Origin of the sequence: Paenibacillus cymbidii (assembly GCF_004764705.1) — a bacterium.
GTDB classification, from domain to species: Bacteria; Bacillota; Bacilli; order Paenibacillales; family NBRC-103111; genus Paenibacillus_AN; species Paenibacillus_AN cymbidii.
This window is the reverse complement of the sequence record NZ_SHLX01000004.1, coordinates 201,714-227,661: the sequence shown is the minus strand read 5'-3', so window position 1 is coordinate 227,661 and position 25,948 is coordinate 201,714. Positions and strand designations below refer to the sequence as shown.

Sequence of the window (25,948 nt, the reverse complement as noted above, 5' to 3'; positions counted from 1 at the left end):
AATCAGCTCCTTTTCCCTTGTTTGATCATGGCGATAACTTCTTCAGTCGTCAGTTGCAGTTTTTCAGCTTCGTCCAGCAGCTTCAGCACGAGCTCGTTGTAGAAGCGATGCCGCCTTTTTTCGATAATGATCGTTTTCGCTTCCGCGGAGACGTACATGCCAAGACCTCTTTTCTTGTATAAAATGCCTTCGCCGACCAGCAGCGCGATGCCCTTCACCGCCGTTGCCGGATTGATCTGAAACGTGCTTGCAAGCTGCGCCATCGAAATGATCTGATCGTCCGTTGCGTACAATCCGGTCAAAATATCGTCCTCGATCATTTCGGCAATTTGTTGAAAAATGGGCTGCCCTTCATCAAAGCGACCCTTCATGCCATCACCCTTCTGGTATGTTAGTATTGTAACATACTGTAATACCTTCGCGACGCAATGTCAAGAGGAAATCGGGCAAAACAAAAAGCGACAGTTGTCGCTGTCGCTCGAAACCAGGGCATGATTCGCCGTTTCTTGGATCTTCAACGATTACACCGATTGTTCCAAAGTTATGTCGTTCGGAAGTTCATAACGGACCTCGGAGTAGTTCGCAATCAGCCGTTCTTGTTTGATTTCATTCCCTGTCTTCTTATCGATGGTACTTCTCCAGATCTCATTCTGCCGATAGTTTTTCCCTTCCGCTTTCCGAAAGGCATGATTCTTTTCAAATACATGATAGGAAAAGGGCCATTCTGCTTCGATATGGACGGATCCTTTGAGATGCTCGTCGGTCAACCAAACCGTTATTTTATTCTCCTGAAGAACGGGGTCGCTGGAGCCCAATTTTCTGCGCAATAGAGATTGATGCTTTTTGCACGTATACGGCAGCGTTTCTTCCGTCCTAACTTTCGCAAACCTGGTAATGGAAAATATATTTTGTAGATGACGCTTGAAAATGAGATAGGCAACACGCGCTCTATACAAGACAGGGAAATATTGAAGCAGTTTTCGTCTCAAACCGTGTTCACCATTCTTTCTCCTCATAAAAGTAGATCGCCGCGGCACCTGCTCCTCGTTCAAAAATGTCTCCTTACTAGCTAAACGTTTTCTCCGGAACAAGCAGCTCCCGCAAATAACGCCCGGTCAGCGATTGTTCGGAGCGCACAATCTGTTCCGGCGTTCCGAAAGCTACCACCGTACCGCCATTTTTGCCGCCTTCCGGCCCCATATCGAATGCCCCGCATCAACCAACCGTTCCAGGCAGGCAAAAGTTATACCTCCATAGTAGCACACATACGTTCGCATATCCATCGTCAATTTCCATATTATTCTTCCCGAATCAAAAAATGAAACTGCAGCAAGATCTGCAGCTTCATCGTTGTTTATCGTCAGCTTCGTCAACTTTCTTCTATCGCCAACTCATATAAGCCCTGCAAACAAATTTCCGCGTGTTTCATCATATCCTCAATGCGAACAAACTCGTCCGGCCGGTGCACGTTCGTGTCGACCCCTCCCGGCAAACCCGCGCCGAAAGCAACGCCGTTGTTGTTCAGTTTCCGGGCATAAGTGCCCGCTCCCATTCGCAACAGCACCGCCTTGTCCCCTGTCGCGCGCTCGTACACCCGGCTTAAAGTACGAATGACGGGATGCTCGGGCGGGACATAAACCGGACGAAGGTGCCGGGTGATCGTCGTTTTCAGCCCGAACGATTCGGCTTGCTCCTCGACAAGGCCGAGCAGCCGATCGCCATCCTCGGTCACCGGATAACGGATATTCATGATGGCAGTAACCGTATCCCCTGCCGTGAGAATTTGCTTGAGAAATACAATCGTAGACCCGGAAAGCTCGTCGCTGCGCTGAATGCCCAGCGATTGCCCGTTTGTTTCATGTCCGAGCTTCTCGTTCAGAAAAACAACAAGCGGATCGGCATCGGTTTTATAAGGGAGACCGGCGAGCCATTCCATCATATCCGCAATCGCATTGCTCGGCGGGTCGGCGGAATTTCCGTTTGCTGCGATCTCGACCGATCCGTCACCGGCTATTTCAGCCGTCAGACTCGTTCGGCGTTTCAACTGCTCGCGCCATTCACCATCGGAAACAGGCCCGGAGGCGATCCGGACTTTGCACTTTGCGGGCAGCAGCGCCGTCGGCAGCCCGCCCGTCAGACTTTCGATTCGAAGCCGTTCCTGTCCGGGGCTGCGATCCCGGGTATGGGATACCTCGACAAGCGTATTGCCCATTTCCACATTAAAGATCGGGTAACCGGCATCCGGCACAAACGCCATATTCGGGAGCGGCTCCTTGGCAAAATAATAATCCATGTCCTTCATGCCGCTTTCTTCGTTCGTTCCGAAAATGACTCGAATCCGGTTGCGGATCGGAAGACCAAGATCGCGGATCGCTTTCAAGCAAAATAAAGCGACTACGGCAGGCCCTTTGTTGTCGGATGCTCCTCTTCCGATGATGCGTCCGTCCTCGATCAGGCCGCCGAGCGGCGGATAGGTCCACCCTTCCCCTTCTTGAACCGTGTCCAGATGAACCAAAACCGCCGCCAATCGGTCGCCGCTCCCGTATTCTGCATGACCGGCGTATCCGTCTACATTTTTCGTCCGGAATCCCATCGCGTCCGCCAATTCAAGCATATACGCCAAAGCCCGGTCTACCCCGCTGCCAAAAGGCTTGCCGGGTTCGGCCTCCTCCTGGACGCTTCGTATCTTGACTAACTCGGCAATGTGATGAGCGATCTCATTTTGATAAGGGGCCATTTCACGCCCGAGCAACATTCGTATCCCCTACTTCTGATCTTCTATGTAATATGGACATCTTAACTATAAAATCGGTTGAAAGCGTTTCATATCATGCGATCTTGTTCTTTTATTAGGTTTCTTGCGCTATTCGATTTCAACACTCACCACGGTTTTCCATGTATCCGGATGGTGGCACATCATTGCCGGGGTAAGATAGATTTCTTTTCGATCTCCTATGGCTATCGCTTCTTCATACATAGAAAGTGTAATGCAATCAGGGACCTGCATCATGTAGGTGACGGAATACTGATGACCTACACATTCTCGGATCGAACCGCAACGATATCCGGCCCCTTGTTTTTAACTCCTCTTGCGCACGGGGAAGCAAATATCCGTAATGGAATCATCGGACTCGGGTCCATGACTTCTTTCATCATAGATTTCAATATTATATAGTCCGGCGAGTTCATATTCACTATCTTTCAACCACGTAGAGTATAAATAAGCGTGCACGGCACCTGCATTCGCGAAGGGACCATTGAACGTAAATAAAACGTACGTATTGGCCGGTATCTCTCTGACGACCATTTCAGCGGGCCTCCGCTTTTCTTTCCAAGAAATTTGCCGATAGATGAAGCGTTGTCCTATTCTGCTGCACATCGCGGAGGGTTAGATTGGGAGCAAACTTCATTAAACTTTTACTACTCATTGCAAAATCGAATGGGCCTGCTGCAGTATGTCAGACATAATCTCCTCCGCTTTTTGACGGTCTGTGAGCATTCTCGTCCCTTGTCCGGCCCACAAGGACATATATTCCGTATTGGCTTGATCGGAAGCAGCATTCCGGATGTCGCGAGTGATTGAGTTTTGTGTTGGGAACGGCAGCGGTTGAACCTTGCTTTCGTCCCAGTGTTTCATAAACTTGTTCACGATCCCTCTCGCCGGACGCCCAGAAAATACTTTCGTGATCACCGTGCTTTCTTCCGTGCTTCCCAGCAGCGCATCCTTGTAGGCTTCATGCGCTCCGGATTCATAAGCAGTCAGGAATCGTGTTCCCATCTGTACTCCTTGCGCCCCCAGGGCAAGAGCGGCCACAAGTCCCCGGCCATCCATAAAGCCGCCGGCTGCAATAACCGGAATCTTGACACGATCCACGATTTGAGGCACAAGCGCGATAACGCCTATATTGGCCCCCATCGGATGGTTGGAAAGGTCGAAGGTGCCACGATGCCCGCCTGCTTCACTCCCTTGCGCAACGATCGCATCGCATCCAGCCTGTTCCGCCATTATGGCTTCGTTCACAGTCGTTACCATGGTCACAATGCGGATCCCTGCCGATAGGGACTGTTGGATGAATTTCTCCGGAAGCAGCCCGAATGCCGTGCTGATGACGGGAACTTGTTCTTCCAGTAAAACCGCGACCTGCTCTTCAAAACGATTCGGCGTACTTACTTCCTCATCTGAGGCATGCTTCATCCCCAGTTCATCGCGGATCTTGTTAAGCTCGCGCTGGACTTCTTTTATTCTGGCATTGTCATCAACGAATGGCGTTGAAAAAAGATTGACCGCAAATGGAGCTTGCGTGAGTTGTCTGAGTTCGCGGATCGCTCCACGGATGGCTTCCGGCGTCATGTATGCCGCCCCCAATGACCCAAGTCCTCCCGCATTGGATACTGCCGCAGCTAATTTTACTCCTGGCAAACCAGCCATTCCCGCCAAAAAAATCGGATAACGTATATTGAAAATTCCGCACAAGGCTGTGTTTAACTGAATGCCCACCGTTCGGATCCTCCTTTAGGTCGTTCAATGTACGACGCCGTACTTGTTCCCATCCGGATCGTACAGCGGAAATCCGCGGATGCCGCCGTCGAAGCTTTCAATTTCTCCAAGATCGGCTCCTTTTTCCTTCAAAGAACGATACGCGTCATCCACATCTTTGGCATGAAAATTGAAATATCGTTCAACCTGATAATGGTTTCTTGGAAAAGGAATTACCGTCCGGGTCCTTGAAGCTGAACCAGGCACGTCCTAGCATGAACCGTATTTGGTTGATCTTCACACCATTTTTCGAAAGTTCGCGGTAATAGCGGAACATCGATTTCGCATCAGTGTCGCGGAACGCTCTTACAAAGGCCTCAAGCAGTTCCGCTTCCACCGCGGATTTCGGAGCCGATTCCGCTTCGTCATCGCCCCTCGCCAACAGGTGAGATTGCCTGTCTGCCGCCTTCTTTTTGCCGTTTCCGGGCCCGATGAAGGGCTGCTTTGATTGCGGTGATTGGCTGATCCAATGCAGTTGCGGTTTCTACCGGTGTGAATCCGAATACGTCTGTCATCATGATTAGCGCTGCTTGCTTTGGTTCAAGAGCGTCCATCAGCGTCTCCAGCGATTCTCGGACGTCGTGCCGGCCCCACTCTGCATAGGAAAGTTCATCTGATCGGCTATGGACCCATGTACTAAAGCAATTTTGCGTCTACGGCAAACATCGAACCAGGCATTCGCAGCGATGCGGTATAAATAAGGTTTACTCAGCTCACGCTCCGGCCATCGCTGGAATCTGCGAAATGCCTTGATCATGGTCTCCTGATACAAGTCGTCACCGTCCCATTCCGAACCGGCCAATTTCCAACAATAATTACGCAAGCCCGGCTCATGGAACGATGTCAGCTGCTCAAAAGCGGTGTAGCTCAATACAGTAGTCATCGCATTCAATCCTGCCTATATTTTCGCTCAGGATCGTATTGTTCCTCTACAATTGATTTTCCTTACTCTACTATAACGGGAAAAAACGGCAAAGAGATATGGGGGGGGACGGCAACCCAATTATCCATCATTCCCCACTCCCCCTACCTGGTCTCTCACCTTTCGTTTTTGATAATCCAGAATCGCCGCATACAATAGTTCTTCGTTAAAATCTGCACGCGTAACTCTCCAATTTCCAGGGACAAAGCGAACATTTTTCGGCGATAAAGGGTTTGAAAATGGATTGTCCCGTATGTAATGGAAATTCTCGTATTCGATCGACAATTCCTGCTTTTTCAAAAGAGCGCCAAAATTTTTCTTCCTCCTCAACCGGCGAACAATCGGCGAAACCGGCCCCCGCTGAGCGTCCTTGAAAATAGGCCATGTTTTATTGCCTATTTCGCCTAAAACGGGCAGCCTCACCAAAATAACCAGTGAAATCACTGGCTATTCCCGCAAAAAGGCCCGAATCGGGGCCTGCCGGAGCGAATAAGCCATCTTTTCACTGGCTATTTCCGCCGAGGCACCCCAAATCGGGCAAATAAGTCATTTTTCATGGGCTATTTTCGTTATCCGGCCCGCGGGCCGGTGAAACGATGCATACTGTCGCGCTACCATTCAGCCTTTCACCCCTCCAGAAGCGACGCCGTCCAATATTTTTTGCGCGAACAGGTAGAAGACGACCAGAATCGGCACCGTTGCCGCCACCGAAGCGACCATGGCCAAATCGAGCGTATACATCAGATTGCTCGTCAGCTTCATGATCAACAGCGGAATGGTCCGTTTGCTTTCGCTTTGCAGGAAAATGAGCGGCACAAAAAACTGGTTCCATATTTGCACCGACATAATGATGCAGATGCTGAACACGACAGGACTGGCAAGCGGAAACATGATCCGGTAAAACGTTTTCCACTCCGACGCCCCGTCCATTTTGGCCGACTCGTAAATGTCCTTGGGCAGCCTGGCAAAAAAAACGGTCAGCAAGTAAACCGGCATCGAAATTCCCGCTGCCAAAATAATAATGACGGACGCTTGCGAATTCAGCAGCCCAAGGCTTCGAATCAGCAGGAAAATCGGCACGATGCCGAGCTGAATCGGGAACATGAGCCCAACGAGAAAGTAGAGCATGAGCGCTTTCTTCAGGCGAAATTGATACCGGCCGAGACCGTACGCCGTCATCGACGACAGCAGCACGACAAGCAGCAGAGCAGCCAGCAAAATGACCGCGCTGTTCAGCGCATATTGCAGGAAATGCAGCTCGCCGAATAACCTGCGATAAGCATCGAGGCGGAAAACGCGCGGCAAGCCGAACGTGTTCGACAGCAGTTCGTTTTTGGGCCGCAGCGAGTTGTAGGTCATATACAGCAGGACGAACAAGGTGAGCAGCGAATAGATCCACAGCAAGCCGGCGCTTACCGGCGTTCGCGGTTTGTTCGGCATCGGTTATTCCTCCTCCGTCTTGCGGTAGGTGACGACAACTTGCAAGAGCGCAACGACGAAAATGATGGCAAACATGACGCAGGCGATCGTTGTGCCCATCCCCATCGCGTTGGCATTCATCGTGCCGCCCACGGAGCTGTTGTCGCCGAACGCGACGCGGTAAAAAAACAACGCCATCACATCCATGCTGAAATGAATGCCGCCGGACGCGCCGCCGAGCATAAAGCTGTAATCGAACACGGTCATCGAAAAAATGTAAGTCAACACGAGCAGATTCAAAATCGTCGTGCGAATCAGCGGTACGACGATCCGGAAAAACCGCCCCCAATACGTCGCCCCGTCCAGCAGCGCCGCCTCCATCACTTCGCCGGGAATCATCCTCATCGCCCCGACAAAAAAAATCATGCCGATGCCGATGCCCGCCCATGCCGCAAGCAGCCAAACCACGTAAATGCCTAGCTCCGGCAACCCCATCCACGGCCTTGCCCACGCACCGAGGCCTACCGTTTCAAGCAGCTTGTTGACGACGCCGATGTTGCCGTCCAGCATAAGCGCGCCGAGAAACACGATCACCGGCGTAGAAATGAACTGCGGCGAAAAAATCATCGCCTGAAAAAAAGAAAAGCCGCGTACCCGGTTATACAGCATATAAGCCATATACAGCTGCGCCGGCAGCACGATGCAAGCGTTAAGGGCAAATATCGTCAGGCTGTGCCCAAGCGCGTTGGTCAACTGCTCGAACAAGGCGTCGTTGGCAAACAGTTCGGCGTAGTTGGCGAAGCCGACGAATGTTTTCGGGCCGATCCCGTCCCAGCGATTCAAGCTGATCTGCACCGCGGAAACGATCGGATAAATCGAAAATACGGTGTAAACGAGAAGGCCCGGAGCTATGAACCACAAGTAAGGCCGCTTTCTCAGCCAGGCCATGCGCATCACCTCTTGTCGCAGCGAAGGGACGCGCGGCGGAACATGCCGCCGCGCGCCGCCTATGCCAACCGGTTATTTTTTGTATTTGGCCGCCTTATGCAGCGCTTGCGCCGCCTGTTCGCCGGTGATCGCCGATGTCATCAGCTTCGGAATAACGTCTTTCATCAGTACGTCCGGCGTATTCGACTCGGTCGTGGCGAGTGCGGAAAGCACCGAATAGATGTTGAGCCCCGCCTCGTCGAACTGCGACAGCTCCTTGACGCCGTCATTCTTCGGTTTGATGTCCTTGATCGTTGGCACCAGGCCGCTCGAATCTTCCATAATTTGTTGTGCTTCCAGGCTGTTCAGGAACTTCACGTATTCAACCGCTTCCTTCGGATATTTGGTTTTGGCCGATATCGCATACGTCATGAAGTTGCTGTAGCTGGACTGGACGATGCGCTTGCCGTCCTTGTTCGGCACCGAGAAGCGCCCGAGCTTGATGCCGGAGCTTTCGTACGTCGGATTATTCCAGGTGCCGTCGATGATCATCGCAGCCTTGCCATTCGTGAACGCGAATTGCGCCGCGGCGAGATCCTGCGCCTGAAAATCTTTGCCGAAGTAGCCCTTCTCGGCAAAATCGCGGTACACCTGCAGCATTTGTCCGATGGCCGGAGCGGTCAAATCGCCTTTGCCGTCGAGCACCGCCTTGAGCGCATCGTTGGCGAAAGCCGGCGCGAAGGCGAAGATCGGCCAGGCGCGGTCCCACTCGCTTTTGCCCGGCAGCGAAATCGGCGTAATGCCCTTGCCTTTTAACGCCTCCAAAAGCGCGGTGAATTCGTTCCAGTTGTTCGGCACCTTCAGTCCGTTCTTCTCGAACAGGTCCTTGTTGTAATAAACGAGATTCGTATCGAAGAATGCCGGCAAGGAGGCGTACAATTTGCCGTTTACCGTGGAATACGCGCGTTCCGAATCGGAAAACCGCTTCGTATCGAGCTTATAATCGTCAAGCGCAAGCAGGAAGCCGTTTTTGACCATTTCCGCCATCTTCGGCGTTTTATCCCCTTGCACCCAGAACAAGTCCGGCAATTCGTTGGCTTGCAGCGCAACGTTTAAGCTTTGGTCGTTTTGGGCAAAATCGTACTGGATTTTAATGCCCGCATTCTTCTTCTCGAACGCTTCGTTGATTTTTTTGAACGGCGCTTCCAGCACCGCCTGGTTCGGCAAATCGCCCCACACTTTCAGCGTCACGGTTTTGCCGCCGGAACTTCCCGTTCCGTTCGTTCCCTTCGAGTCGCTGCTGCACCCCTGCAGCAGCATGCCGGTCATAGCGGCCACGACGAGCGGCGCGACAATTTTTGCGAATTTCACACGATCCCCTCCGTGTATTGTGATCGAGTACGGCCGTACGCCCGGGGGCTTCGGCCTCTCCACTTTTATTGTAGGAGCAGCCTGAGCGGCCAACAAGGAAAGCTGTATCGGGAATCGTTCCACATTTGTACGAATGCGCCGCCCCGGCGAACGGAAGATGCCATAATTCTCGCCATTCATGCCATATGTTCGGAAAGTGCGTGCCGCGATTCAATTGCGATGCCGGAAAGCGGACACCGTGGTGCCCGTCACCTTCTTGAACACTTTGACGAAATAATTCGCATTCGCATACCCCACCCGCAGCGCAACTTCCTCCGTCGACAGCTCCGTCTCCTGGTAAAGCTGCATCGCTTTGCCGATCCGATACCGCGTCACGTAGTCCGAGAAGCCTTCGCCGGTCTCCTGACGAAACCGCTGGCTGAAGTAGTTTTCGTTGAAGCTGACAAGCTCGGCCGCGTCCTCGAGCCGGATCGGCTCGTCATACCGCTGCTCGACGTAGTCCTTCACCCGCTGGATCCAGCCTTGTCCGGCCTGCATCAGCGCCATCATCTGCTGCACCTTGAGCGCCGTTTCGCGCACTCGTGCGGTCAATTCGCCCATGCTGCCCGCCCGCTCGACATATTCCGCAAGCGGCCACATGGCGGCAAAATGCCGTTCGATTTTGTCGGCATGCAGGTGGAAACGCTCGATGACCAGATCGGTTAGCTGCGTCGCAACGGTATGACCGAGTCGTTGCCATTCCGCTTGCCGGATCGTTGCCCCCCGCTCTTCGGCCAGCCCGGCGAACCAGCCGTGCAGTTCCTCGAATCGCTGCAACCGGATCAACTGCTTCGCCTGCGTATAGAACGCAAGCTGCTCCTTTTCGCTGAACGAAGACAGCGGCCCGTTCGTTTCCCGATCCGCGTAATAGCCGGGCCCGCCGCAAAATGCCGGCTCCATGGCCAGCATGGCGCGCTGGCGCTGAACGATCGGCTGCGGCAAAGGCTCCGGCCGGCTGACGCCGATCACAAGCGCAACGTTGATATTGCGCGCTGCGCCGATCAACTCGGAAGCGGCATCGGCAAGCGCGCGTTCGCGCGTTTGCCGCGGCTCCTCCTGCGGGAAAACGGCGAGGCCGTGCAGCATGTCGCGGTCCCAGCCGAGCAGCTCCATCCCGCGCAGCCGGGCGAATATTTCGCCGGCCATCGCCTGCAGCGCCTTCTGCTCGGAGGGCAAATAGCCGGGCTCGCGCGGGTACGGTTTCAGCGCCACCCAGCAAACCAGCTCTCCCGTTCCCCGCAGCAAACGCGTCAACTCGGGCCATTCCGGCTCGCGTTCGATCCCTCCCGCAGGCAAGCCGGAGTAGCGCAGCAGCTCCTCCTTCTCCGCATGCAGCAAGACGCTCCGTTCTGCCGAAGCTGCCGCCGCGCTTCCTCCTGCTGCATCCGTTTCGGCGGAAACGAAGTGCAGCGCATTCAAGACGCGGATCAGCTCTTCGGGCTCGAGCTGGTATTTGGAGATGTAATCGGCGACGCCGAGCTGAATCGCGCGGCGCGTATAGGTAAATTCATCGTAGCTGCTGAGCACGACGATGTTGATGTGCGGCTGCAGCCGCTTCAGCTGTTCGATCAGCTCGAAGCCGTCCATCACCGGCATTTTGATGTCGGTCAGCGCGACGTCGAATGTGCGGTGTTTCGCCGCCTGCAGCGCTTCCTCCCCGTTCTTGAAAACACCCGCGATCGAATAGCCGTAGCTCTCCCAATCGATAATCGACTGCAGCCCGACGCGCACGAGCGATTCGTCGTCGACGATCATGACGTTACGCATGCTCTCTCACCTCCGTTTCCCCGGCTTCGCATTCGCGATACGGCAACCGTATCGTGATCGCCGTTCCGGCGTCCGGCTTGCTGTCAACCCGCAGCCCATACGCTTCGCCGTAATGCAGCTGCAGCCGCTCATGCACATTGCGCAAACCGACATGATCGCCGGACGGCACCTTCTCCTCCAGCTTGCGCTGCACTTCAGCGAGCCGTTCCGGCGTCATGCCGATGCCGTTGTCCGTTACCGTCAGTTCCAGCGCGGCGCCTTGCCGCATCGCCGACAAACGAATGACGCCGCTGCGATCGGCATTCGCAAGACCGTGCAGCAATGCATTTTCGATCAGCGGCTGGAGCAGGAACGGCAAGAGAAGCGCTTTCAAGAGCGCCTTTGAAATGTCATTCTCCAGCGCAAATTGCTGGTAGCGCACTTTTTTGATGGCCACATAATCGTTTAATGCCTCCAACTCCTCCGCCAGCGTCACCGGTCCGCCGGAGCCTCGCACGGCGCGGGTCAGCAGCCGATTCATCGCGTCGATCATCTCTTTGATATTGTCCTGCTTCTGAATCATGGCCATCCAGCGGATCGAATTGAGCGTATTGTACATGAAGTGAGGCGACAGTTGGGTATGCAGCATGCGGATTTCCGCGTCCCGCTTCTTCTTCTCCTGCCGCACGACCTGCTGGATCAACTGCTCGATCTCGTACATCACGGATATAAAAGTGTCGTTCATTTCGATAATTTCAACCGCTCCCTTGAATGTTTTCAGTTCGGCGGGCTTGGTCCCTTTGATTCCCTGCTTCATATTGACCATCAGCTTGCGGATAGGAATGACCAGATCAAGCGCCAGCAGCTGAGTAACGGCAAGGGCGAGCGCGATGCAGCCGAGCAGCACGACGAGCGCCTGCCGGGTAACCGTGGTGATCGGCCGGTACAGCTGTTCGAGCGGCAATTGCGCCGACAAGCTCCAGCCGTTCTGCAGGCTGTCCTGCGAGTAGGCGAGTATTTTGTTGCCGTCCGTTTCCGGCGTTCGACCGTTGCCAAGCAGCTCCTGACCGTCCGGTCCGAGCAGCCGCAGCACCGCATCGTCTTGCAAATTCGTCTGGGCGAATATCGATGCAATCGCTTGCACATCGATGACAAGCGTAATTTCGCCCAGCTCGTTCAACTGTTTATCGCGAATCGTTCGTCCGAGACGAAACGCATCCAGCTCGCGATAGCCGTCGGTAAAAACCGCGGGCGCAAACCAGGCTGCGCTGCCTTTCTGCTCGCGCACCTTATTCTGGTAATCCGGATCGTCAACGGCATACCCGTTGACGGCGTCAGTGCCGTACGTATAGCTGCCGTTCGGCGATTCGATCTTGATGCTGCGAATGTATTTGTTCTCGTCGTCTCCCAGCCAGAGCACGTTGATGCTTTCGTTGATTTCACGCTCGATGCGAAATTGCTCGAAGCTGGATTCGGCTTTTTGGGCGAGCAGTCGGTGCAATTCTTCGTCGGTCATGATCTGTTTGCTGAGTTGCTCGTAGCCGCGCAGCCGGTCGTCGATTTTTTGCGCCATCAAGCCGAGCAGGTCGGACGCATAGCGGGAGGTCAATTGTTTGCTCGACGTCGTGTAGCTGCGGGTGGTCAAATAAATGCCGGTTAACGCCGGCAGCAAAATAAGCGGCATGAATACAAGCACAAGCTTGATCGGAAGCCTGATCTTGCGCCAGCGCAATGGGGCAACCCGCTTGGTCATCGTCGTCCTCCCACGTGCAGTGTCGTATATCCGCATTATACGCCGAACCGGCGCCATTTCGCACCATCCCGATTACAGGAAAAAACGCCCCGAACGGGTCGGGGCGATGGACGAATTAAAACGTATTGTACACATTTTCACACTCTTCCGCGGTCGGTTCGTAAAAACAGTGCTTCTTCCATCGTCCCACGAGCGGTTGATTGTACCAGGTTGGCGGGCAAGGTCCGGGATTTTCGAACGTTCCGGGACGGAAATACCAGAGCGAATATTTGGCCGGCCAATTCTGCTCCCCGTTCACTGCCCGCTGCGCCAGACGGCGTTCCCTCTCCCTTGCGTTCTGATAGTACAAACCATGCTGCAACGCTTCGAACGCATGCGGTTGATTGATCATTTGGGGGATCGTCCGGATTCCTTTAAAATCGGAGCAATTCGCTCTTATTCGGTTAATGCCGACATTTCCAACAAGGAGCATGCCCATTTCGCCTTCGGTCTCGGCTTCGGCCCGAAGCAGCCTTGCCAACATATCAACATCCTGTTTTCTCGCCTTTACGACTGCCATAGACTCACCTCTTCGGATTTCTAGACTCATCATATTGTAGGCGAATCGGATATGTTACTCTGGCGTCGCCGCGGTCACGGTCCCGCGACTTTGCGACAAGCGACGAATAACCCGACTTCCTTGGTAATAGAAATGGCTCCTTCAACACGGATTCGCTCATTTAACAAGTTTTCCAGCTGAAACAGACGGCTGTCCGTTAAATTTTCGCGGCCTCCGGGAGTTGTTCGTATGTAGTCGATGAGCGGTTTGGCATCCGTCACCCGAAGCGCATCCTCATATCGTTTCATACGAATTTCCACGAAACCTGCCGCTTCCAACTGTTCTTCCCCGTTCTCCAACCCAAACTCGCAGGCAAAATCCTGGCGTCCAAAATCATAATTTGGATTCAATTCGTTTAGAAATCCTTTCACCTCAACCATATGATGCCTGCCCATCGTGGATGAGAACAGGATGCCGCCAGGTTTCAGAACACGGCGAATTTCCTTCAGGGCTTGGTGCCGTTCGGTGACATGATAAAGCATATGATTCGCCAAAATCACATCAAAACTTGCATCCGGAAACGGAATCGAACGCGCATCGGCAGGCGCAAACCGGAATCGACTGGCAGGAACGGCATGTTCCAGCTCCTCCTTGGCATCGTTCAACATTCCTTCGGAAAGGTCTGTCAGCGTAATCCCCCAACCTGTCGGTATCCGATCGGCATTCCGTTTCCACAACGTTCCGTCCCCACAACCCAGCTCGAGGATCGTACTGGCCTCCGGTACCGCCATTTGATCGAAAAGCCAGCGATGCCATCCGTAAGGATTTACACTGAAGTCGTCATGCAATCTAATCCTCGTCTGAAGGTTGAACGCACTCTCATACTCCTGGTTAACAACGCGGATGATGGAAGCGAACAACTCCCACGCCGGATTACTTTCACAGAATCCGGCACTGCGCTCCCGGCCCTGCTCCTTGTGTTCCAGGCTTTCCAGCAGCGAAAGTGTCTCCTTGACCGTTTTTTGGACAAGACGGAGATGCTCCATTTTCTGACCGATTATCGTACTTTGAACTCGCAAAGATTCCTTCAGGTCCTCTTCTTGCCCGTTTCGGTGTATAATTCTTCCGATCTCGTCTATGGTCAAACCGATATATTTCAGGGTCAAAATTCGTTGGAGTCGCGCCAAATCCTGCTTGGTGTAATATCGGTGCCCGGTGACCGTTCGATGACTTGGACGAAGAAGTCCCACCTTATCGTAAAACTGCACGGTTCGCTTCGTCACCCCCGCCTTGTCCGCAAACTGTCCCGCACTCATCCATTCGCCTCGTAATTGCATTTCCTTCCCTCCAGCATGTCAGGCTTCAAATGGTTCGGGCCCCTCCGAAATAATTCCAAAATGATGGGCCATCCATTGTACGATCCGTCTCGAAGCTTTCCCGTCGCCAAAAGGATTCCCCGCACTTGCCATGGCGTCATAAAAACTTCCATCCAACAGAAGCCTTGTTATGATCGCATAGATGTCATCTTCTTTCGTCCCCGCGAGATAAATAGCCTTGGCAGAAACCGCCTCGGGGCGTTCAGTAGTATCACGCAAGAGAACAAGCGGTTTATGAAATACGGGGGCTTCTTCCTGCAAGCCTCCGGAATCACTTACGATCAGCTCGGAACGGGACAACAAATGGATCATGTCAGGATAATCGATCGGATCGAGCAAATGAATTCTTTCATGACCGGATAGCGTCTTGAAGGCAGCCTCCCGAACAATGGGGCTTAAATGGACGGGATAAATAATCGAAACATCCGGATGATCGTCGGCAATACGGCGAATGGCACGAAACATTCGGAGCATGGGGGCGCCATAATTTTCTTTGCGATGAACGGTCATGGTAATGAACCTGCCCGGTTGCTGCAGAATCCGAGTCAGCTTGTCTTCGTGAAACTTGTATACGGGACGATTCGTCTTTAGTGCGGCGTCAACCGCCGTTTGTCCGGTTACAAAAATATTGCTCTCCCTGAAGCCTTCTTTAAGCAAATTGTCTTTGCTGTTCCTTGTAGGGGCAAATAAAAAGTCGGCCACTGCGTCCACAAGTTTTCTGTTGATTTCTTCGGGCCAAGGGGAGTGCTTGTTGTACGAACGCAATCCTGCCTCCACATGTCCAATGGGTATTTTATGAAAAAATCCAACCAACCCGCCACACAATGCCGTTTGTGTATCGCCGTGAACCAAGATGAAATCCGGTTTTTCGTTGGCAACAATGGCATCTAACCCTGAAATGGCGGCAGATGTAAGATAGGCGAGCGATTGTTGTTCTTTCATGAGACGCAGGTCGACATCGGGCTGGATATGGAAGTGGGAAAGCGCTTGATCGAACTGCTCCTTCTGTTGTCCGGTCACAATCACCTTTGTTTCAAACCACTCGGGATGATGATGAAGCTCTTGGATGACAGGCCCCAATTTCGTTGCTTCCGGGCGGGTCCCCAAAATCACCATGATTTTTTTGCGTTGAGCCATTGTACGTTCTCCCTTCAAATGTGTTCTGCAACCAAGAGTAAGGGATGACGTTACGTCACATGCAAGGGGTAAAACAACTCCTTTAAGAGCAGGTCGCCGCGGCGCCTGCTCCGGAGTCATATATAGCGCAGTTTATCGGGGTTTCGCACGAAGAACAGCTCGCAGACTCGACTGTTTTCGAGTTGAAGCATTCCTGCCGTATGGACGACGCCTTCCGCCGAACGAACAACCAGGCCGGGCTGCCCGTTCATTACCTGCATCTCGATTCTGGCTTCGCCATTCACCAAAGCGGCTTGACGCAGCGGGCCAAGAAGAAAACGCGCGACGGCTTCCCGCGTGCGGATCGGGTCGAGTACTGCGGTTGCTTTGCCTCCTCCGTCGGAAATCGATACGACATTCTGATCGAGCATCGTCATGATCCGATTCATGTCCCCTTGTTTCAACGCCTCGAGAAAACCGTGCACCCATGCTTGATTCGCCTTTTCCCTCGGCACGGACTTTTCGGAATCGCGGACCATCTTCGCGCTTGCCCGGCTGAACAGCTTGCGGCAATTCGCTTCGCTTTTGTCCGTCATCCGGGCAATTTCGCCATATTTAAAACCAAACGCTTCGTGCAGTACAAATACGCTCCGTTCGGAAGGAGTAAGCCGCTCCAGGAGAACGAGCATGCCATAAGAGAGGAGGTCGTCGCGGACGACCGTTTCCATGGCGTCGTGGTCCGGACCGAGGAAAGGCTCCGGAAGCCACTCGCCGTAATAGTGCTCCCGCTGCCTGCGCGCCGCCTTGTACAAATCCTTGCAGCGATTCGTGACCATTTTGCAAAGATAAGCTTTCGGTTCGACCAACTTCTCCGGAGGAACGTCGTAGATTTTCAGAAAAACGTCCTGCACGACGTCTTCCGCATCCGAAACCGACCCGGTCAGTTGATAAGCTAACTTGAACAAAAGCTTTTTGTATTTTTCGTATAATTCTTTCGTACGACCACTTCCATCCATGACTGGTTGATTTCCTGATTAATCATAACGTGAAACCGCGCCAAGGTCGACGATCTATTTTTTCTGCCGGATTGTCACGAAATGACGAGATGCATCGTTATATGCTCGTTCAAATAAAAACAGGAGTCGTCTGGATCCCCGGGCTGCTCCGCAGGAGGAATGGATTCGGATGAAAATTGTAGTGGCAGGCGGAACCGGACTCATCGGGAAACAGTTGGTTCATCGGCTTCGCGAGCTTGGCCATGAGGCGACGGCGGCATCTGCATCGCTCGGCGTCAATGCCGTGACGGGGGAAGGATTGGCCGCAGCGCTGGAAGGCGCCGAAGTTGTTGTAGATGTACTGAACTCGCCCTCTTTCGAGGACAACGCGGTGTTGGCATTTTTCGATGCGTCGACGCGGAACCTGCTTGCCGCGGAAGCGGCCGCCGGCGTGAAGCATCATGTCGCCCTGTCGGTTGTCGGAACCGAAAGGCTGCTCCAGGGCGGCTATTTTCGCGCCAAGCTCGTGCAGGAAAAACAAATCGCCGCATCGCCGATCCCGTATACGATCGTGCGGGCAACGCAATTTTTCGAATTTGTCGGCAGCATTGCTTTTGTCGCCACTGATGGACAAACCGTTCGTTTGCCCTCCGCTTTTGCGCAGCCCATCGCCGCGGCTGATGTTGCCGGGGCACTTGTCGACTTTACGCTTGCGAAGCCTGTTGGCGGTATCGTCGATTTGGCAGGCCCCGAAAAAATTCGCCTGGACGAGTTAGTTCGCCGCTATTTAAGCGCGCAGCAAGATGTCCGGCAAGTCGTTACGGATGAATCGGCGGGATATTTCGGCGGTATCGAAGTGAACGATCAGTCCCTCGTTCCGACTGGCGATGCGGTTATTGCCACGACACGATTCGACGAATGGCTGAAACAATCGGCGGAATAAGAACCCGCACGACTGCAATCAAAACCGGCACTACGCCAAAGAACCCTCGACGAGGGTTCTTTGTGCGCGTTTCTTTTATTCAATCGGACCAACCACGGCACTTTATCTTATTCGAGCATGGGGAGCTTGCTGCGCAGGAGGCGTGTACTTCATTCCGATTTAGGCCGAATGGGCATATAAAATTCTACCGCACACATCGCTGTACATTCCTTGATTCCGATCCCGACCCGATCGGCATTAATAGTTGCCTTTTCGCGGAATACTTCAATGACCGCGCTGATTCCGCCACCGAAAGCGATGCGGTGACCATCAGAATCCTTCATCGTAAATTCGCTCCAGAGTTCAGAGTAGCTAGGGCCGTCAACGATCTCTACTTCTTTGTCGCGGCATTCTTCAACCAACAAATCGATCACTCATTTCTCCGGTCCTCCTTTACCTGGAAGTGTTTGTATACAGCATTAGCGTTGCTTAATCCTTTAAACGAAAAAAGTGAGTGGCATTTTCCGACTCCAATTGACGGGAAAAACCAATCGAACGATAAAATATATCCGCAATCGGATTATTTGTCCTCAACACAAGCGTTCTGTAGTGTGTCTTCGCTTCTTCAACAACCGCATCCACTAACATTCGCCCAATGCCGAATCGCCGCACCTTCGGCGAGACATAAAGTCGGCGAACACGACCAATCTCTTGGGAATTCGAATAGGGATCACGATTCAACCCGCAAATCCCTACAATTTCATCATTCTGATAGGCAGCAAACAGCGCTTCTCCGTCTTGATCGAATTTATTCGTTCCGGCATCAAAGTCGTTTACCAACCGCCGAATATGAAGAAAACCTTCGTTTACACTTTCATCGACCAGCAGCATTAAGCGGTTGGAATCCAATTGATTAACTTTTCCAATCGTAATCTCATGCAATTAACCCCTCCCCTTTCAACAAGCGAAGCTCCGCCTTTGCCGCGGCCGCCTCGTGCCGTAAAACTCAACAGATTTTCCTATAGTCCAATATTAATTTTATATTGTGCATAGGAGATAGCTCGGTTGCTTGCTCAAGCAGTTCAGGAAACAACCTCCCCATAATATCCACACCATCCATTCCAGCAGCAAATATAACGAGAGCGTTTGGTGTACAGTCTGTACTTTCATCATCGTTCAACCCTTTAAACATAATTGACGATACAGCGGTATAGCCACCTGCCGATGCTCCACACATCACAATTCGATTCGGGTTTACCCCCAGCAGAGCAGCATGACTTCTTACCCAATGAACAGCAGATTTAGCATCGCTGATCGCTTGCATCGGAACGAACCCATCGTCATGACCATTCCGATAATCAACACAAATAGCGACAATTCCTTGCATGGAAAAATAACGTGCTTGTTGCTGAAATTGTGCAGGTGTCAGCGGCCCTTTTTTAAAAGTACCTCCATTGAAAAAGAGAATGGCGGTCCTATTTGCTCCGGGTATTTCCGGTTCAAAGACGTATCGGGTCAGTTTCCGTTCCCCGATCACTTTATACGTCAATCCAATGTAGGTAAGGCGGGAGCAGTTCAATCCAGATCCGGCGGACGACGAAAACGAGTGGCCTGCTCAAAACTGTAGGCGATGCCGATTAGCGTCGGTTCACTGTAAGCCTTCCCGGAAAAGCACGAGGGCTTCAGAACTGCATTCGCCAGCAGTCATTGCCTTCTGCATGCTCACCCAATCGGCTTCTTGAATCCAATCTTGCAAGTTGACATTCATTGATTTAGTCTCCCGCCATCGGGTAATGGTCAAATGGATATTGCGACCTCTTCAATAAAAGTAACTTGAATTTCAGGAATTTCAAATGGAAAGTTTTCATTTACCTATCTTGCCCGTTACCTTAATGATTCGTCGGTAAGTCAAGAATACGCATCCAGCATGACCAGCAGTTCCTTATACTTGGCTAAGGTAGCTTGATCTTCGACTTTGCAACCGGATTGAAAAAACAACAGCTTCCCCGTTCCTTCATTGATCTGATTCCTTGCTTCGAGAATTCGTCTTAAATGTTTGGCTGTTCCCACACTTCCGGAAATCATGTCCACCCCTTCCGGGAAAACTTGTTTCAGACTATTTTCAAAAAACGGAAAATGGGTACATCCTAAAACAACCGTTCCGTACCGGTTCAAATCGAATGAGGCGAGTTCTTCTCGTAAATAACGGATTACCTGATCTTCGTCAAATATAAAATTTTCCGCAAATTGCACCAGACCGGGGAGAGCCAAACTATCCACCATATCCTCACGGCTAATGCTTTTCACCAAATTGTGGAACTTTTCTTCTCTCAGCGTCAAATTAGTCGCCAAAACGAGGATTTTCTTTCGTTTTCCTTCCCATTTTTCAACAGCGGGTTTTACCGCCGGTTCGATCCCCAAAATAGGGAAATCATACTTTTTACGCAGGTCTTCCACGGCAACACTGGTCGCAGCATTACAGGCAATGACTACTGCTTTCACTCCTTGTTCAGCAATAAAGTCGATAGCGTCAAAAATGTATCCTCTAACTTCATCCTTCGGCTTTTCGCCATAGGGGACGTGCAATGTATCCGCATAATAGAGGTAATCCTCGTTCGGCAGCAACCGCAAGGCTTGATGAAGAACCGTAATCCCGCCTATTCCCGAATCAAAAATTCCTATTCTCACTGCTTTCACTCTTTTCGATTAGGTGTTATGGAGCTGTTTTCTAAACCAATTTTATACCCATGGCACACCAAATACTATATGTCGACTGTACTGTGGTTCCTCTTTCCGCTAAAAAGATAATCAGAAAAGATCGAGGCCGCTCCGATCAAGCGTCCTGAAAAATAGACCATGTTTTATGGCCTATTTGGCCAAAAACAGGCAGGCTCGCCAAAATAGCCAGTGAAATCACTGGCTATTTCGGCTATGAGGCCTGATTTGGAGCCTGGTGGAGCAAATAGGCCATGTTTTCGCTGGCTATTTCCAGCGAGGCACCCCAAATCGGGCAAATAAGCCATTTTTCATGGGCTATTTCGTTACCCGGCCCGGCAAAGTAGAAAAACCGTCAGGGAAAATCACCCTGACGGTCCTTTCGAGCGTGGCGACGCATTATGGATGAATCGCAGCTTGGAACGCGACGATAGCGGCGTTAAGTTCCGCTTCCGCCTGGTCGGCATCCAGCTGTGTGACCGCGTACGACGGCGCGTTCGGCACGTCGTTGGCCTTTCCGATCGCTGCGGCGAAGATCGCCTTGGCTCCCGGCGCGCTTTGCCCGCTGCCGCCGCCTTCCATCGTGCCGTCATGCAAGATCTGCGCATCCGCGGCCAGATCCTCCAATGCCGACGTATCCCCCGCAGCAGGCGCTTTGACCGCCAGATCGGACGTATTGCGCATAATCGCCAGCCATTTGTCCCGATAACGCGTCTCTCCTGTCGCTTGATAAGCTTGAACCAGGCAGTTCGGAAAATACATGTACCCCAGATGGCTCTGCCATTGTTTGTCGCCGCCGGGCGCAAGCAGCCAATCGATCGGATCGCCGATCGCAACGAGTGGGCTGTTCAATAACGAAATCCGGTTATCCAGCAACAGCTCCGCGTCCTCCCTATACCGCGGATTGTCAGGGAGCGGCGTCAGCCGCGTTTGCTTCAGCCTGCGCCCCAAGATCGCCACATATGCCGCCATCGCTTCCTTCCATTGCTTCCTTCTCGCAAGCATGTTCACTTCCTCGAGGCCTGCCGACGTCAAGTCGATCAGCCCCATAAACGCCGCATTCGCGTTATCCGCCGCACCGCTTACAGTCACTTGCCGCGCCTCCTTCGTTTGTTGGCCGCCATGAATTCAAGCGCCGCGCTATCGATTTGCCCTCCAGCCGCAACTTTATCCTGCCTTACCGCGCCCGTCAGCGACAATTGCCGGAAACTCGAATTGTTGCCGGAATCGCCTGCGGATATTGCGAATAGCCGTACAGGAAACGAATAAGGACACTTCCCGCTTGCAGGAAAGTGTCCTCTTATTTATTGCCAAGCTTTCACCGATCCGGTTGTTCAGAAAGCAATGTTCTCGATAAGCATCCAGACGCCCATGAGTCCAAGCACGATGCCCGGCGCTTTTTCGGCCCATTCTCCGAGATAAGGCCTCAGTTTGGCGCTGAAAATGACGCCGATCATGGAGAACGTAAACGATTGGGCGGCAATCAGCACGATCGTGAGTACGATCGGCGCCTGCAACAATCCGGCGGTAAACCCGACCGAAAGCTCGTCCAGGCTGACGCCGATCGCCGCGGCGAGTAACGGCCATCCCGCAAGCGGCTGCCCGAACGTTGGATCATCGTCCGCATCCCGATCGAAAAAAAGAAAGTAAATTGCCACCCCGATCAATAACAGAGCGCCGATCCAGGATATCGCCCCTTCGAAAACACGATCGAGCGCGCCTCCGACAATGATGCCTACAATCGGCATAAGGGATTCGGCCGCAGCGAACACAAGCGCGATCGTGATCATGCGCTTCGGCTCTTTTCGCAGCCCCAACGAAACCGAAACGACTAACGCATCGAAACCGAGCGACAGGCTTACGATCCAGGCGAACCAGATTTCCATGGCCATACTCCTTCAACTGTCTATAATTGCCATTATACACGACAGCATTTCTCCGTAGTACAAGCATGGTATAGAATCGTTGCAATCGTGGGAACCTATCCGGAGAATATCAATCCTCTTTCAAAGGCAGGTAGCGCCATGACAAAAAAAATGGTAACTGGATTGTGGGCCCTGGTCGTATCGGCGGCGGTTGCCGTCCCGGCTTATGCCCAAGGGGCGACTTCAAACGGAAACGACGGGCTTGGCAATGGAATGGGAACCGGTACGCACGGCATGCATGTTCAGTCGTACGATAACGCAACAAGAGCGAAAGGAACGCCGAATTACGATGTCAGCGTATACGGCACGGGAACGGGCAGTCAGTTCCTCAACGTAAATGCGAACACATCCGGCACGACGGACCGGAATCCGGTGTATCGCATGAAATCCGCAACGAATAACGCTAATCGCTGGGGCTGGCTCGGTTTGCTCGGATTGGTCGGCCTGTTCGGCATGCGGAATCGCAATCCGCAACGCGATCGCTAAGAAGAGCTTCGTTGAGTAACGATGCAAGGCACGGTCCGCAGAACGAGCGGGCCTCTTGCATCGTTATTTCTGCTTCTTGGACATTCCTGTGCCGACATACAATGAATCAAGCTTCGCTTCATGCCGGAGACAGCCTGACCGGCATTTCTAATGCAAGGAGGTAAGCCATGATTCTGAAAGTGCTCGGTTCCGCCGCGGGAGGAGGTTATCCGCAATGGAATTGCGCCTGTCCGGGCTGCCGTCGCACGAGAGCCGGCGACCCGTCCGCACGCGTCCGCAGCCATGACTCGCTGGCCGTAAGTCCGGACGGGACCCGTTGGGCGCTGCTGAACGCAAGCCCGGATATTGCTTTTCAGTCGGGAGCGCACCCCTGCCTCCACCCGGGTCCTTCCTTGCGCGGTTCGCCGATTCAAGCGATCCTGCTTACCGATGCGGAACTGGACCATACGAGCGGACTTCTTCAACTCCGGCAAGGCGCGTCCATGGACGTATACGCAACGAAGCGGGTCCTCGGCGCGCTTGATGACGGCTTCCCGGTCAGGCGGATCGTGGAACCGTACGCGAGCTTTCGTTGGCATGAGACAAGGCCCGAGGAATATTTCCCACTATTTGGGGGACAATTGTCGGTATGCGCGTTCGATTTGGGCGATAAACCCCCGCGATACGTCAGCGCGAATCCGCTTCGGGAAGCGGGTCGGCACCGGGAGCCCTGGAGCGTCGGCTATCGGATCGCCGACCGGAGAACGGGCGGCGTCGCCGTCTACGCGCCGGGAGTCGAAGCATGGTCGCAATCGCTTGAGCACTACCTGGAAGGCGCCGATTGCATCTTTATGGACGGCACCTTCTGGGTGGGCGACGAGCTGCGCAAGCTTGGCATATCGGAGCTTCTCGCTTCCGATATGGGCCACCTTCCCGTTGCCGGACCGGGCGGAAGCGCCGAACGGTTCGCACGTTCGCCGGCACGCCGGAAGGTGTATATTCACATCAACAACACGAATCCGATGCTGCTTGAAGATTCGTCGGAACGGCAAAGGCTGGCCGGTCTGGGCATCGAAATCGGGTTCGACGGAATGGAAATGGAGGTTTAACAAGAATGGATTCGTATTTGCTTTCGAACGAACAATTCACGTCGCGTTTGCGCCAGGTGGGAGAAGAACGGTACCACGACAAACATCCGTACCATATCGCAATGCATGAGGGCAAGCTTTCCCCCTTGCAACTGCGTGCCTGGATCGCCAACCGGTTCTATTATCAGAAAAATATCCCGATCAAAGACGCTCTGATCCTCTCCAAGCTGCCGTCCCGCGAAGAGCGCCGGGAATGGATTCAGCGAATCATCGACCATGACGGTCGGGACGGCAACGATGGCGGCATCGAAGCGTGGATTCGTCTGGGCGAAGCCGCCGGCATCCCGCGAGAAGAAATGCTGGATGAACGCCATGTGCTTCCGGCCGTCCGATTCGCCGTCGACGCTTATGTGAACTTTTGCCGGCTCAAGCCGTGGCCCATCGCCGTCGCCTCCTCCCTGACGGAATTGTTCGCACCCACGCTCGTCTCCAAGCGGATCGGCGTATTCGAACAGTTGTACCCCTGGATTAGACCGGAAGGGCTTGCTTACTTTCAAGCCCGGCTGACCCAGGCTCCGCGCGATGCGGATCACGGCTTGTGCCTTGTGTTGCGCGAATGCAGGGACCGCAGGGAACAGGAACAGGCGATCGCGGCTTTGCGCTTCAAGTGCGACGTCCTCTGGGCACTGCTGGACGCATTAAGCTTGTCTTTCCCCATCACTGCCGAAGAGTATGTCCGATGAGCGGCATCGCGCTGTCGGATCGGCCGAGGCTGCGCAAACCGGGGCGGATGAAGTACGACAAAGCCCGGCAGTCGGATTTATTGCTGCTGCCGGAGCGGGTTGTCGAGCTTAACGAGACTGCCGGTGCGATTCTCCGGCTGTGCGACGGGCAAAGAACGATTGCGGACATGATCGGGGAACTCGAGGCGCAATTCGTTCAGACCGGCCTGAGGGACGATATTGTCGAATTCATCGCATCGGCCACGGAGAGGGGCTGGCTCGAGCCATGCAGCTGAATTTGCCTTATGCCTTGACCGCGGAAGTAACGCATCGTTGTCCGCTTCACTGTCCCTATTGTTCGAACCCGATCGAACTCCGCCAAAGAGAGAGCGAACTGTCGACGCAGCTGTGGCAGGATGTGCTGGAACAAGCCGGCAACCTTGGGGTCGCCCAGGTTCATTTCACCGGCGGAGAACCGCTGCTGCGCCCGGATCTCGAACAACTCGTCCGCCATGCCAGAGATGCGGGACTTTATGGCAATCTCATCACGAGCGGCGTAGGCTTGAGCGAAGAGCGCCTCAGGCAGCTTGCGGAGGCGGGCATCGACAGCATTCAGCTCAGCGTGCAGGCCTCGTCCGCGGAGCTTGCCGATACGATTGCCGGCTTTCGGGCGCACGAACTGAAACGTCAAGCTGCGCAGCGGATCCGCGCAAGCGGAATTCCCCTACATATGAACGTCGTCCTCCACCGGGCCAATCTTCACCAGATCGAAGCGATCGTCGCGCTTTGCGCAGAATGGGGGGCACAGCGGCTGGAGTTGGCCAATGCCCAATACTACGGCTGGGCGCTGCGAAACGCCCAACAGCTGCTGCCGCAAAAGGAGCAGCTTCTGGAAGCCGAAGCCGCCTACGTTCGGGCGCAAGAACGGTTCGGGCATCAAATCGAACTGTTGTGGATCCTGCCCGATTATTATGAAGAGTATCCGAAGCCCTGCATGGGCGGTTGGGGCAAGCTTTCGCTCACTGTCGCTCCCGACGGACGGGTATTGCCTTGCACGGCTGCAGCGGAAATTCGGAGCTTGAAGTTTGAGAACGTAAAGGAACGCGATCTTGCCTGGATTTGGCATCATTCCCCCTCTTTTAACGCTTTTCGCGGCTATGATTGGATGCCGGAACCCTGCAGAAGCTGCGAGCGACGCGAGCTCGATTATGGCGGCTGCCGCTGCCAGGCGTTCCTGCTTACAGGCGATGCGCGGGCGACGGACCCCGTTTGCAAGTGGTCCCCCCACCGCAGCGCAATCACGGACCGGCTCGGCGCAATCGAAACCGGCGACGATCGTTCGCCGTCCTATTCTTATCGAGGCAAACGCTGA

The 25,948-nt window shown here is 53.5% G+C and carries 31 protein-coding genes; 6 read left to right on the top strand and 25 right to left on the bottom strand.

Features of this window, described 5'->3' with window-relative positions:
- Nucleotides 1-2: 2 nt before the first annotated feature.
- From EXY20_RS08005 to sigJ, 19 genes are all read right to left on the bottom strand, one after another.
- Nucleotides 3-371, bottom strand: a complete 369-nt coding sequence (locus EXY20_RS08005) for a GntR family transcriptional regulator (protein WP_135549512.1) — start codon at nt 369-371, stop codon at nt 3-5.
- 150 nt (nt 372-521) lie between these two features.
- A complete protein-coding gene (locus EXY20_RS08000) occupies nt 522-1,052 on the bottom strand; it encodes a hypothetical protein (RefSeq protein WP_235885411.1) in 531 nt (176 codons plus the stop codon).
- A gap of 13 nt (nt 1,053-1,065) precedes the next feature.
- Nucleotides 1,066-1,200, bottom strand: a complete 135-nt coding sequence (locus EXY20_RS40240; RefSeq protein WP_268966061.1) for a hypothetical protein — start codon at nt 1,198-1,200, stop codon at nt 1,066-1,068.
- Nucleotides 1,201-1,369: 169 nt separating this feature from the next.
- Nucleotides 1,370-2,737, bottom strand: coding sequence for a Sapep family Mn(2+)-dependent dipeptidase (locus EXY20_RS07995; RefSeq protein WP_235885439.1), 1,368 nt, complete (start codon nt 2,735-2,737; stop codon nt 1,370-1,372).
- Between the two features lie 342 nt (nt 2,738-3,079).
- The gene (locus EXY20_RS40590) at nt 3,080-3,379 is read right to left on the bottom strand and encodes a GyrI-like domain-containing protein (RefSeq protein ID WP_135549507.1); all 300 of its coding nucleotides are present in this window, start codon (nt 3,377-3,379) and stop codon (nt 3,080-3,082) included.
- A gap of 45 nt (nt 3,380-3,424) precedes the next feature.
- Nucleotides 3,425-4,498, bottom strand: a complete 1,074-nt coding sequence (locus EXY20_RS07985; RefSeq protein ID WP_135549504.1) for an NAD(P)H-dependent flavin oxidoreductase — start codon at nt 4,496-4,498, stop codon at nt 3,425-3,427.
- A 181-nt stretch (nt 4,499-4,679) separates the two neighbouring features.
- Nucleotides 4,680-4,919 (bottom strand): hypothetical protein, encoded by a 240-nt coding sequence (locus EXY20_RS07980; RefSeq protein WP_135549501.1) that lies wholly within the window; start codon nt 4,917-4,919, stop codon nt 4,680-4,682.
- Nucleotides 4,903-5,052, bottom strand: a complete 150-nt coding sequence (locus tag EXY20_RS40585; protein ID WP_407944902.1) for an RNA polymerase sigma factor sigma-70 region 4 domain-containing protein — start codon at nt 5,050-5,052, stop codon at nt 4,903-4,905. Before EXY20_RS40585 ends, EXY20_RS07980 begins: the two co-directional genes overlap by 17 nt.
- A 38-nt stretch (nt 5,053-5,090) precedes the next feature.
- Nucleotides 5,091-5,420, bottom strand: a complete 330-nt coding sequence (locus EXY20_RS07970; RefSeq protein ID WP_135549496.1) for an RNA polymerase sigma factor — start codon at nt 5,418-5,420, stop codon at nt 5,091-5,093.
- Nucleotides 5,421-5,540: 120 nt separating this feature from the next.
- Entirely contained in the window at nt 5,541-5,903 is a 363-nt protein-coding gene (locus tag EXY20_RS07965) for a hypothetical protein (RefSeq protein ID WP_135549493.1), read from the bottom strand.
- Between the two features lie 174 nt (nt 5,904-6,077).
- The gene (locus EXY20_RS07960) at nt 6,078-6,899 is read right to left on the bottom strand and encodes a carbohydrate ABC transporter permease (protein ID WP_135549490.1); all 822 of its coding nucleotides are present in this window, start codon (nt 6,897-6,899) and stop codon (nt 6,078-6,080) included.
- 3 nt (nt 6,900-6,902) lie between these two features.
- Nucleotides 6,903-7,826 carry a carbohydrate ABC transporter permease gene (locus tag EXY20_RS07955; RefSeq protein WP_167859073.1) on the bottom strand — a complete coding sequence of 308 codons (924 nt, stop codon included), beginning with the start codon at nt 7,824-7,826 and terminating at the stop codon, nt 6,903-6,905.
- A 72-nt stretch (nt 7,827-7,898) separates the two neighbouring features.
- Nucleotides 7,899-9,176, bottom strand: coding sequence for an ABC transporter substrate-binding protein (locus EXY20_RS07950; RefSeq protein ID WP_167859072.1), 1,278 nt, complete (start codon nt 9,174-9,176; stop codon nt 7,899-7,901).
- 210 nt (nt 9,177-9,386) lie between these two features.
- A complete protein-coding gene (locus EXY20_RS07945; RefSeq protein WP_135549482.1) occupies nt 9,387-10,982 on the bottom strand; it encodes a response regulator in 1,596 nt (531 codons plus the stop codon).
- Nucleotides 10,975-12,714 (bottom strand): sensor histidine kinase, encoded by a 1,740-nt coding sequence (locus tag EXY20_RS07940; protein WP_167859071.1) that lies wholly within the window; start codon nt 12,712-12,714, stop codon nt 10,975-10,977. The genes EXY20_RS07945 and EXY20_RS07940 overlap by 8 nt, the downstream gene beginning before the upstream one ends.
- Before the next feature lie 115 nt (nt 12,715-12,829).
- Entirely contained in the window at nt 12,830-13,273 is a 444-nt protein-coding gene (locus EXY20_RS07935; RefSeq protein ID WP_135549476.1) for a cell wall hydrolase, read from the bottom strand.
- 74 nt (nt 13,274-13,347) lie between these two features.
- The gene (locus EXY20_RS07930) at nt 13,348-14,589 is read right to left on the bottom strand and encodes a MerR family transcriptional regulator (protein ID WP_135549473.1); all 1,242 of its coding nucleotides are present in this window, start codon (nt 14,587-14,589) and stop codon (nt 13,348-13,350) included.
- 18 nt (nt 14,590-14,607) lie between these two features.
- Nucleotides 14,608-15,765: a non-hydrolyzing UDP-N-acetylglucosamine 2-epimerase gene (wecB, locus tag EXY20_RS07925; protein WP_135549470.1), complete on the bottom strand. Its 1,158-nt coding sequence runs from the start codon at nt 15,763-15,765 to the stop codon at nt 14,608-14,610.
- Between the two features lie 116 nt (nt 15,766-15,881).
- Nucleotides 15,882-16,760, bottom strand: coding sequence for an RNA polymerase sigma factor SigJ (gene sigJ, locus EXY20_RS07920; protein WP_135549468.1), 879 nt, complete (start codon nt 16,758-16,760; stop codon nt 15,882-15,884).
- Nucleotides 16,761-16,929: 169 nt separating this feature from the next.
- Here sigJ and EXY20_RS07915 point away from each other — a divergent pair, with 169 nt between their 5' ends.
- Nucleotides 16,930-17,682, top strand: coding sequence for an SDR family oxidoreductase (locus tag EXY20_RS07915; protein WP_135549466.1), 753 nt, complete (start codon nt 16,930-16,932; stop codon nt 17,680-17,682).
- A gap of 149 nt (nt 17,683-17,831) precedes the next feature.
- On the opposite strand, the gene EXY20_RS39450 is transcribed toward EXY20_RS07915, so the two are convergent.
- The 6 genes from EXY20_RS39450 to EXY20_RS07885 form a co-directional block, all read right to left on the bottom strand.
- The gene (locus tag EXY20_RS39450) at nt 17,832-18,095 is read right to left on the bottom strand and encodes a hypothetical protein (RefSeq protein ID WP_207671238.1); all 264 of its coding nucleotides are present in this window, start codon (nt 18,093-18,095) and stop codon (nt 17,832-17,834) included.
- Nucleotides 18,096-18,150: 55 nt separating this feature from the next.
- Entirely contained in the window at nt 18,151-18,603 is a 453-nt protein-coding gene (locus EXY20_RS07905) for a GNAT family N-acetyltransferase (RefSeq protein WP_135549464.1), read from the bottom strand.
- A 64-nt stretch (nt 18,604-18,667) separates the two neighbouring features.
- Nucleotides 18,668-19,198, bottom strand: a complete 531-nt coding sequence (locus EXY20_RS07900) for an alpha/beta hydrolase (protein WP_235885410.1) — start codon at nt 19,196-19,198, stop codon at nt 18,668-18,670.
- A 371-nt stretch (nt 19,199-19,569) separates the two neighbouring features.
- Nucleotides 19,570-20,349: a glutamate racemase gene (murI, locus tag EXY20_RS07895; RefSeq protein WP_135549459.1), complete on the bottom strand. Its 780-nt coding sequence runs from the start codon at nt 20,347-20,349 to the stop codon at nt 19,570-19,572.
- Nucleotides 20,350-20,775: 426 nt separating this feature from the next.
- Nucleotides 20,776-21,468 (bottom strand): heparinase II/III family protein, encoded by a 693-nt coding sequence (locus EXY20_RS07890; protein ID WP_135549455.1) that lies wholly within the window; start codon nt 21,466-21,468, stop codon nt 20,776-20,778.
- 242 nt (nt 21,469-21,710) lie between these two features.
- Complete coding sequence (locus EXY20_RS07885) at nt 21,711-22,262, bottom strand: manganese efflux pump MntP (RefSeq protein ID WP_167859070.1); 552 nt, start codon at nt 22,260-22,262, stop codon at nt 21,711-21,713.
- Between the two features lie 138 nt (nt 22,263-22,400).
- Here EXY20_RS07885 and EXY20_RS07880 point away from each other — a divergent pair, with 138 nt between their 5' ends.
- The 5 genes from EXY20_RS07880 to pqqE all read left to right on the top strand — a co-directional run bounded on the left by EXY20_RS07880 (nt 22,401) and on the right by pqqE (nt 25,948).
- Nucleotides 22,401-22,787: a WGxxGxxG family protein gene (locus EXY20_RS07880; protein ID WP_135549450.1), complete on the top strand. Its 387-nt coding sequence runs from the start codon at nt 22,401-22,403 to the stop codon at nt 22,785-22,787.
- A 167-nt stretch (nt 22,788-22,954) separates the two neighbouring features.
- Nucleotides 22,955-23,875, top strand: a complete 921-nt coding sequence (gene pqqB, locus EXY20_RS07875) for a pyrroloquinoline quinone biosynthesis protein PqqB (protein ID WP_135549447.1) — start codon at nt 22,955-22,957, stop codon at nt 23,873-23,875.
- Nucleotides 23,876-23,880: 5 nt separating this feature from the next.
- Nucleotides 23,881-24,597, top strand: coding sequence for a pyrroloquinoline-quinone synthase PqqC (pqqC, locus tag EXY20_RS07870; RefSeq protein WP_135549444.1), 717 nt, complete (start codon nt 23,881-23,883; stop codon nt 24,595-24,597).
- The gene (gene pqqD / locus EXY20_RS07865; protein ID WP_167859069.1) at nt 24,594-24,872 is read left to right on the top strand and encodes a pyrroloquinoline quinone biosynthesis peptide chaperone PqqD; all 279 of its coding nucleotides are present in this window, start codon (nt 24,594-24,596) and stop codon (nt 24,870-24,872) included. The genes pqqC and pqqD overlap by 4 nt, the downstream gene beginning before the upstream one ends.
- Nucleotides 24,863-25,948 carry a pyrroloquinoline quinone biosynthesis protein PqqE gene (gene pqqE, locus EXY20_RS07860; RefSeq protein ID WP_135549438.1) on the top strand — a complete coding sequence of 362 codons (1,086 nt, stop codon included), beginning with the start codon at nt 24,863-24,865 and terminating at the stop codon, nt 25,946-25,948. Before pqqD ends, pqqE begins: the two co-directional genes overlap by 10 nt.